Source organism: uncultured Rhodoblastus sp. (assembly GCF_903903185.1).
Classification (GTDB): domain Bacteria; phylum Pseudomonadota; class Alphaproteobacteria; order Rhizobiales; family Beijerinckiaceae; genus Rhodoblastus.
Genome location: NZ_CAIUXT010000145.1, coordinates 21,771 through 27,978 on the forward strand (window position 1 = coordinate 21,771; position 6,208 = coordinate 27,978).

General features: G+C 64.4%; 6 protein-coding genes. All 6 read left to right on the forward strand.

Annotated features, from left to right (window positions below; genetic code table 11):
- The first annotated feature begins 5 nt into the window (after positions 1–5).
- Positions 6–1,049, forward strand: a complete 1,044-nt coding sequence (locus QZY01_RS13680; RefSeq protein WP_294537915.1) for an ABC transporter substrate-binding protein — start codon at positions 6–8, stop codon at positions 1,047–1,049.
- Positions 1,046–1,783 carry an ABC transporter permease subunit gene (locus QZY01_RS13685; protein ID WP_294537917.1) on the forward strand — a complete coding sequence of 246 codons (738 nt, stop codon included), beginning with the start codon at positions 1,046–1,048 and terminating at the stop codon, positions 1,781–1,783. Before QZY01_RS13680 ends, QZY01_RS13685 begins: the two co-directional genes overlap by 4 nt.
- A complete protein-coding gene (locus QZY01_RS13690; RefSeq protein WP_294537919.1) occupies positions 1,773–2,519 on the forward strand; it encodes an ATP-binding cassette domain-containing protein in 747 nt (248 codons plus the stop codon). The genes QZY01_RS13685 and QZY01_RS13690 overlap by 11 nt, the downstream gene beginning before the upstream one ends.
- A gap of 29 nt (positions 2,520–2,548) precedes the next feature.
- A complete protein-coding gene (gene pqqC, locus QZY01_RS13695; RefSeq protein WP_294537921.1) occupies positions 2,549–3,313 on the forward strand; it encodes a pyrroloquinoline-quinone synthase PqqC in 765 nt (254 codons plus the stop codon).
- Positions 3,314–3,333: 20 nt separating this feature from the next.
- On the forward strand, positions 3,334–4,128 hold the full coding sequence (locus tag QZY01_RS13700; RefSeq protein ID WP_294537924.1) for a tetratricopeptide repeat protein: 795 nt from the start codon (positions 3,334–3,336) through the stop codon (positions 4,126–4,128).
- Between the two features lie 506 nt (positions 4,129–4,634).
- Positions 4,635–6,208, forward strand: a 1,574-nt coding sequence (locus QZY01_RS13705; RefSeq protein WP_294537926.1) for a tetratricopeptide repeat protein, incomplete at its 3' end; no start/stop codon positions are given.

Consider the following 6,208-nt stretch of genomic DNA (forward strand, 5'->3'; position numbering starts at 1 on the left):
TTCCCGTGCAAGGCTCAAAGCCATTTCCTTCGGCTTTCCTGCTGTCGGTCCCGTTGCTTCGGCTGGCGCTCGTGCTCGGCTCGATTGTCGTCGGGGCTTTCGCCACGCAAGCCCATGCCGCGCCCAGATTGCGACTGGCCATCCAGTCGACCGGAACCTTTGGCTGGGAACTGGCCATCGCCCGCGCCTATGATCTCGACAAACAGGCCGGTCTCGAACTGGAGACCACCGAACTCGCCACCACCGAAGCCGGCAAGATCGCGCTGATCGGCGGCGGCGCCGACATCATCCTGTCCGACTGGCTCTGGGCGGCCCGCGAGCGGAGCCTCGACAACAAGCTGGTGTTCTATCCCCATTCGACCGCGCTCGGCGCGGTCATGGCGAAGAGCGGCGCCTATGCCAAACCGTCGGATTTCATCGGCGCGAAACTCGGCGTCGCCGGGGGGCCGCTCGACAAGAGCTGGCTCATGCTCCAGGCATGGGCTTTGCGCCAGGGCGTCGATCTGAACAAAAGCGCGACCATCGTCTATGGCGCGCCGCCGCTGCTGGCGGAAAAATTCGCGCAGGGCGAACTCGACGCGGTGCTCGAATTCTGGACCTTCGGCGCCCGTCTCCAGTCGCAGGGCTTTGCGCGCGCCGTCGATATGGCGGAAGTCGAGCGCGATCTTGGCGCCAAGGGGCCGGTGATTGTCACCGGCTATGTGTTCAGCGAAAGTTTCGCCAAGAAAAACGCCGCGGCGCTGGAGCGGTTCTTCGACATGATGTCCAAGGCGAAAAAGCTCATCGCCGACGACGACGCCGCCTTCGCCAAAATCGCGCCGAAAATCGCCGCCGCGACCGGCGTCTCTGACGCCGCCGGACTGGCCCTCGTCCGCAAAGCCTATCGCGACGGAATACCCTCGCGACCGATCGAGGCGGAAGAGACGGACGCGGCGGCGATTTACGCCATTCTCGCCCGCGTCGGCGGCGAGAAACTGGTCGGCTCGGCGCGTGTGCTTGACCCTGGCGTGTTCTATCGCCCGACCGCCGACGTCGAACCGGAAAAATGACGCGAATTCTGTCGCTCGGCCTGTTTCTCGCGTTGTGGCAGATTGGCGCCTGGAGTTTTGGCCCGCATTATCTTCCCACACCGCTCGCGGTCGGCTCGACCGTGCTGGCCGAAGCGCGAACCGGCGACCTCGGCTTCAATCTCGGCGCCACCCTGGCGCGGGTGCTGGCCGGTTTTACGCTGGCCATGGTCGCCGGCTCGCTGATCGGCCTGGCGCTCGGCCGCAATGAAGCGCTGGACCGGCTGCTCGACCCTTGGCTGGTGATCGTGCTCAACACCCCGGCGCTGGTGGTCATCATGTTCGCCTATATCTGGGGCGGGCTCAACGAGATTTCCGCGCTCGCCGCGATCACGCTCAACAAGCTGCCCAGCGCCGTGGTGACGGTGCGCGAAGGCGCCCGCGCGCTCGACCCCGGCCTCGACGAGATGGCGCGGGTGTTCGCCTTTTCGCGCTGGCGGCGTTGGCGGCATGTGCTGGCGCCGCAACTCGCGCCTTTTTTCGCGGCGGCGGCGCGCGGCGGCCTCGCGCTGGTCTGGAAGATCGTGCTGGTGGTCGAATTGCTCGGCCGCCCCAATGGCGTCGGCTTTAAGATGAACGAGGCCTTTCAGCTGTTCGATCTGAAACTGCTGCTCGCCTATGCCCTGCCCTTTGTCGCGCTGATGGTGCTGGCCGAAACCTTTGTGCTGCGGCCCGCCGAGCACGCGGCCAGCTGGTGGCGGCGTTATGGCGCTTGAAATCGAGATCGCGCGAAAAGCCTTTCCACTCGCCAGCGGCGGCGAGCGCGTGATTTTCGGCGGCATTTCGCTGAGCGTGGCCGAGGGCGCGGTCGTCGCCCTGCTCGGCCCGTCCGGCTGCGGCAAGAGCACGCTGCTGCGCATCGTCGCCGGTCTCGACCATGCCTTTGCCGGCACGGTGCGAAACGACGCCAGGACCATCGGCATGGCCTTTCAGGAGCCGCGTCTGCTGCCCTGGCGCACGATCGCCGACAACCTCAGGCTCGCCGCGCCGGCGCTGACCGATGCGGGGATGCGCGAATGGCTCGCGGCTTTCGAACTTGCCGGCCATGAAGGCGATGTTCCCGGGCAATTATCGCTCGGCCTCGCCCGCCGCGCGGCGCTGGCGCGCGCTTTCGCCGTAGGACCCGACCTTCTGCTGCTCGACGAGCCCTTCGCCTCGCTCGACCGCGCCCTGCACCGGCGCCTGCGCGACCTGCTCGCGGCGCGCATCGACGACGAGAAATCGACCGCCCGCAAAATCACCGCGCTGATCGCCACCCACGACATCGACGACGCGCTGCTGCTCGCCGATGAAGTGATCTTTCTCGGCGGCGCGCCGGCGCGGATTCTCGGGCGCTTGCCCATCGCCGCGCCGCGCGGCGCACGTGACGAAGAACTTACAAACCTGAGGCGGCTCGCGGCCAGATTTCAGGTGATCGGCGCGCCTGAGAATGCTAAATCCGAACACGCCTGAAAACCAATAACAGCAACGGGAGCGAGACCATGTCCGATGTCGCCCTGGCCGAAAAAGCCGTTGGAGCCGATGACCTTCTGACCCCTGAACAATTCGAGGCCGCGATCCGCGCGGTCGGCGCGCAACGCTATCACGACAAGCATGTTTTTCATAAAATGCTGCACGGCGGCAAGCTTAGCAAGGCGCAGGTGCAGGCATGGGCGCTCAACCGCTATTGCTATCAGGAGGCGGTGCCGCGCAAGGACGCGGCGCTGATGGCGCGCACCGACGACCGCGAATTGCGGCGCGAATGGATTCACCGCCTCCACGACCATGACGGCCTCGGCGACGAGCCGGGCGGCATCGAGCGCTGGCTGATCCTGACCGACGGGCTCGGCATCGACCGCGCGCTGGTGGTGTCGAAAACGGCGGCCCTGCCGGCCACGCGTTTCGCGGTCGAAGCCTATGTGCGCTTCGTTACCGAACAGCCGCTGACGGTCGCGGTGGCCTCGTCGCTGACCGAATTGTTCGCGCCGAGCATCCATCGCGAGCGCATTTCGGGAATGCTGGAGAATTACAGCTTTATCGGCGACGATGTGATGGCCTATTTCAAGCGCCGCCTGACCCAGGCGCCGCGCGACGCCGATTTCGCGCTCGATTACGTCAAGCGCCACGCCAGCACCCGCGCCGAGCAGGACGCTTGCGTCGCGGCGGTCCAATTCAAATGCAACGTGCTGTGGGCGCAGCTCGACGCTCTGCACAACGCCTATGTCGAAGGCCGGATTCCGCCGGGCGCCTACGTCCCGCCGGGCTGACGCCGCACAAGGATCAGATCATGAAAGCTTTGTTTTTGCTGGCGGCGCTAGTCGCCGGCCCGGCCCTTGCGCAGGATACGACGGAAGCCGACTGGATCCGCGATCCGGCGATGGGCAATTACAAGGCCTATGCCGAATACAAGATGGGGCATTACGACGCCGCCCGTCATGTCTGGGAGGTTCTGGCCGGACGCGGCAATCCGGACGCCCTGTTCAACCTCGGCAACCTCGCCGAGGACGGGCTCGGCGAGCCGAAGGACCTGACCAAGGCGGAAGCCCTTTACCTCGCGGCGGCGAGCGCCGGCGGGTTCAAGGCCCAGTACCGGCTGGGCATGCTCTACAGCGGCGACGGCCCGTTGCGCAACATCGACAAGGCGCGCCTCTACCTGAGCCTCGCGGCGCAGCAGGGCGACCGCGACGCCGCCGCGCGGCTGGCGTCGCTGGCCCATCCCGACCGTCCGCCGAGCGCGTTCGAACAGGCGGAGCTTTTGAGCAGCGCCGGCAGCAAGGCCGAAGCGGCGGCGATTTACCAGCGTCTGGCCGACAGCGGCGACGCCCATGCGCGGACCCGGCTCGCCTGGATGTACGAATCCGGGCAAGGCGTCGAGCGCGATCTCGACGAAGCGGGCCGGCTGTTCAAAGTGGCCGCGGAAGCGGGCGACGCCGAGGCGCAATATGCGCTGGCGGTGATGTTGCGGACCGGCAAGGGCCAGCCGGTCGATGCGGAGCAATCGGCGCTCTGGCTGCAACGCTCGGCGGCGCAAAAATACCCGCCGGCGATGGCGGCGGAGGCGGCGCGCAAGAGCGAGCAATAGGCTTTTTGCGCGACGAGGCGGTGGATGCGGGCGAATTTTTTTGAAAGTTGAAAGTGAAAATGGCGCTGCGGCGGGTTTTTTCCGGGTCTTGGATGTTCTTGTTTTGTTTCACGTGAAACGATGCGGCGGATCGGGCGTTCGCCGGGGCGGGCTTGAAGAGATATCGTATTGAAAGTGAGCGGTTTTTTGCGCCTCTGCCGGGTTCACCCGGAAGCACGGAAAACGGAGCGCTGTGAGGCCTGAAAATACAACCTTTGGGTTGTGGCGAGCCGATTCGGGCCAAAATGAGCGGAAATTGCAGCGTTTTCGTTCGAAAACGATCCGAAATTACGCGGTTTTTTCATGTTTTTGGCGCTTCCGGCGCCGGCGGAAATTTTGCAACCTTTGCGCGAGCCGATTTCACGCCCCTCGGCCCGACCTAAAACTGCGCGCGCCCCTCCGAGCGCTCTTGCCCCCAAACGTGAATATGCGATCCTGCCGCCGCATATTTCTTTTACGGCGGCTCGATGTCGATCCAGATATTTCTTTCGACGGTTTCGGACGAATTTCGTTCCTATCGCGATCAATTGCGCAAGGACCTCACCCGCCATGACGTCGAAGTCAAGGTGCAGGAGGATTTCGTCGATCTCGGCGGGGATACGCTCGACAAGCTCGACGTCTATATTGCTCATTGCCACGCCGTTGTGCATCTCGTCGGCGACATGACGGGATCGGCGCCCGGCGACCGCGAACAGGCGGCGCTGCTGCGCAAATATTCGGGCCTGCCAAAGGATTTGCCGCCGATAGCCGATGCCTTGGCGGCCGACGCGGCGATCACCTATACACAGTGGGAAGCCTGGCTGGCGCTTTTTCACAAAAGATTGCTGTTTATCGCCGAGCCGGAGGAACATGCGCCGCGCGACAAAAATTATGCGCCCGATGACGCGAGCCGGGCGGCGCAAAAGACCCATCTCGGCCGCTTGCAGGCGATCCGCCGCTATCCCGGCTGCACATTCGCCAATTCGGACGAACTGGCCAAACACATTGCCTATACCGGCATCCTCGATCTGCTGGTGAAGGATTACGCTTCGAAAGAGGCGCAGGCGAAAGAAGTTGCGGAGGGTTTTATCCGCGAAATGGCGGGCAAGGTCGCGGCGGACAAGGCGCTCGATTTCGAGGGCATGAAAAAGGCGGTGGAGAACGCCATCGACATCTACGAGAAGGAAATTGCCGGGGGGATCGTCGAGACCAATATCGACGCCATCGTCGATGCGGCGCTGCAAAAGGCCAGGACGCAGGTGGACAAGGGCCAATCCGGCCTCGCCCGCGCCACCTTGCGCCGCGCCGCCGAAGAAATGCGCCGCGACGAACGGGAGCGGCGCGAACGGTATGAGCAGGGTGTGCGCCTACTTTATGGGCGCGAAAGGGACATTGCTCTGGCTTCCTATGACGGCGAGGCGGCGGCGCAGGCGGCGATCGACCTGGCCGAGGCGCTGCATGGCGATGATCACGCGCGGCTCTGGCAGGAGCTGAAAGCGGAAGCTTACACGCTTTACAAATTTGGCCGGGACCGGGGAAGCAATGTCCATCTGGTCTCCGCAATCGACTTGTACCAACGCTTACCGGCTATCGCGCAAAATGCGGACGAAAAGGGCTATGCCCATAGTTCCCTCGGCGTCGCTCTGGCGATGCTTGGCGAGCGGAAGCGCGGGACGGCGCGTCTGGTGGAGGCGGTAACGGCTTTTCGCGCCGCCCTTGACGAATTGACGCGCGAGCGCGTTCCACACCAATGGGCGATGAACCAGAACAATCTCGGCAATGCGCTTCTGAGGCTTTGCGAGCGGGAGAGCGGGACGGCGCGTCTAGAGGAGGCGGTCACAGCCTATCGCGCGGCGCTGGAGGAATGGAAGCGAGAGCGCGTTCCGCTCCAATGGGCGACGACGCAGAACAATCTCGGCAATGCGCTTCTGAGGCTTGGCGAGCGGGAGAGCGGGACGGTCCGTCTGGAAGAGGCGGTCTCAGCCTATCGCGCGGCGCTGGAGGAATGGAAGCGAGAGCGCGTTCCGCTCCAATGGGCGACGACGCAGAACAATCTCGGCAA

Excerpts from the sequence above, each read along its gene's own strand:
- QZY01_RS13685 (WP_294537917.1), top strand. The coding sequence starts at position 1,046 with ATGACGCGAATTCTGTCGCTCGGCCTGTTTCTCGCGTTGTGGCAGATT.
- pqqC (WP_294537921.1), top strand. The coding sequence starts at position 2,549 with ATGTCCGATGTCGCCCTGGCCGAAAAAGCCGTTGGAGCCGATGACCTT.
- QZY01_RS13690 (WP_294537919.1), top strand. The coding sequence starts at position 1,773 with ATGGCGCTTGAAATCGAGATCGCGCGAAAAGCCTTTCCACTCGCCAGC.
- QZY01_RS13700 (WP_294537924.1), top strand. The coding sequence starts at position 3,334 with ATGAAAGCTTTGTTTTTGCTGGCGGCGCTAGTCGCCGGCCCGGCCCTT.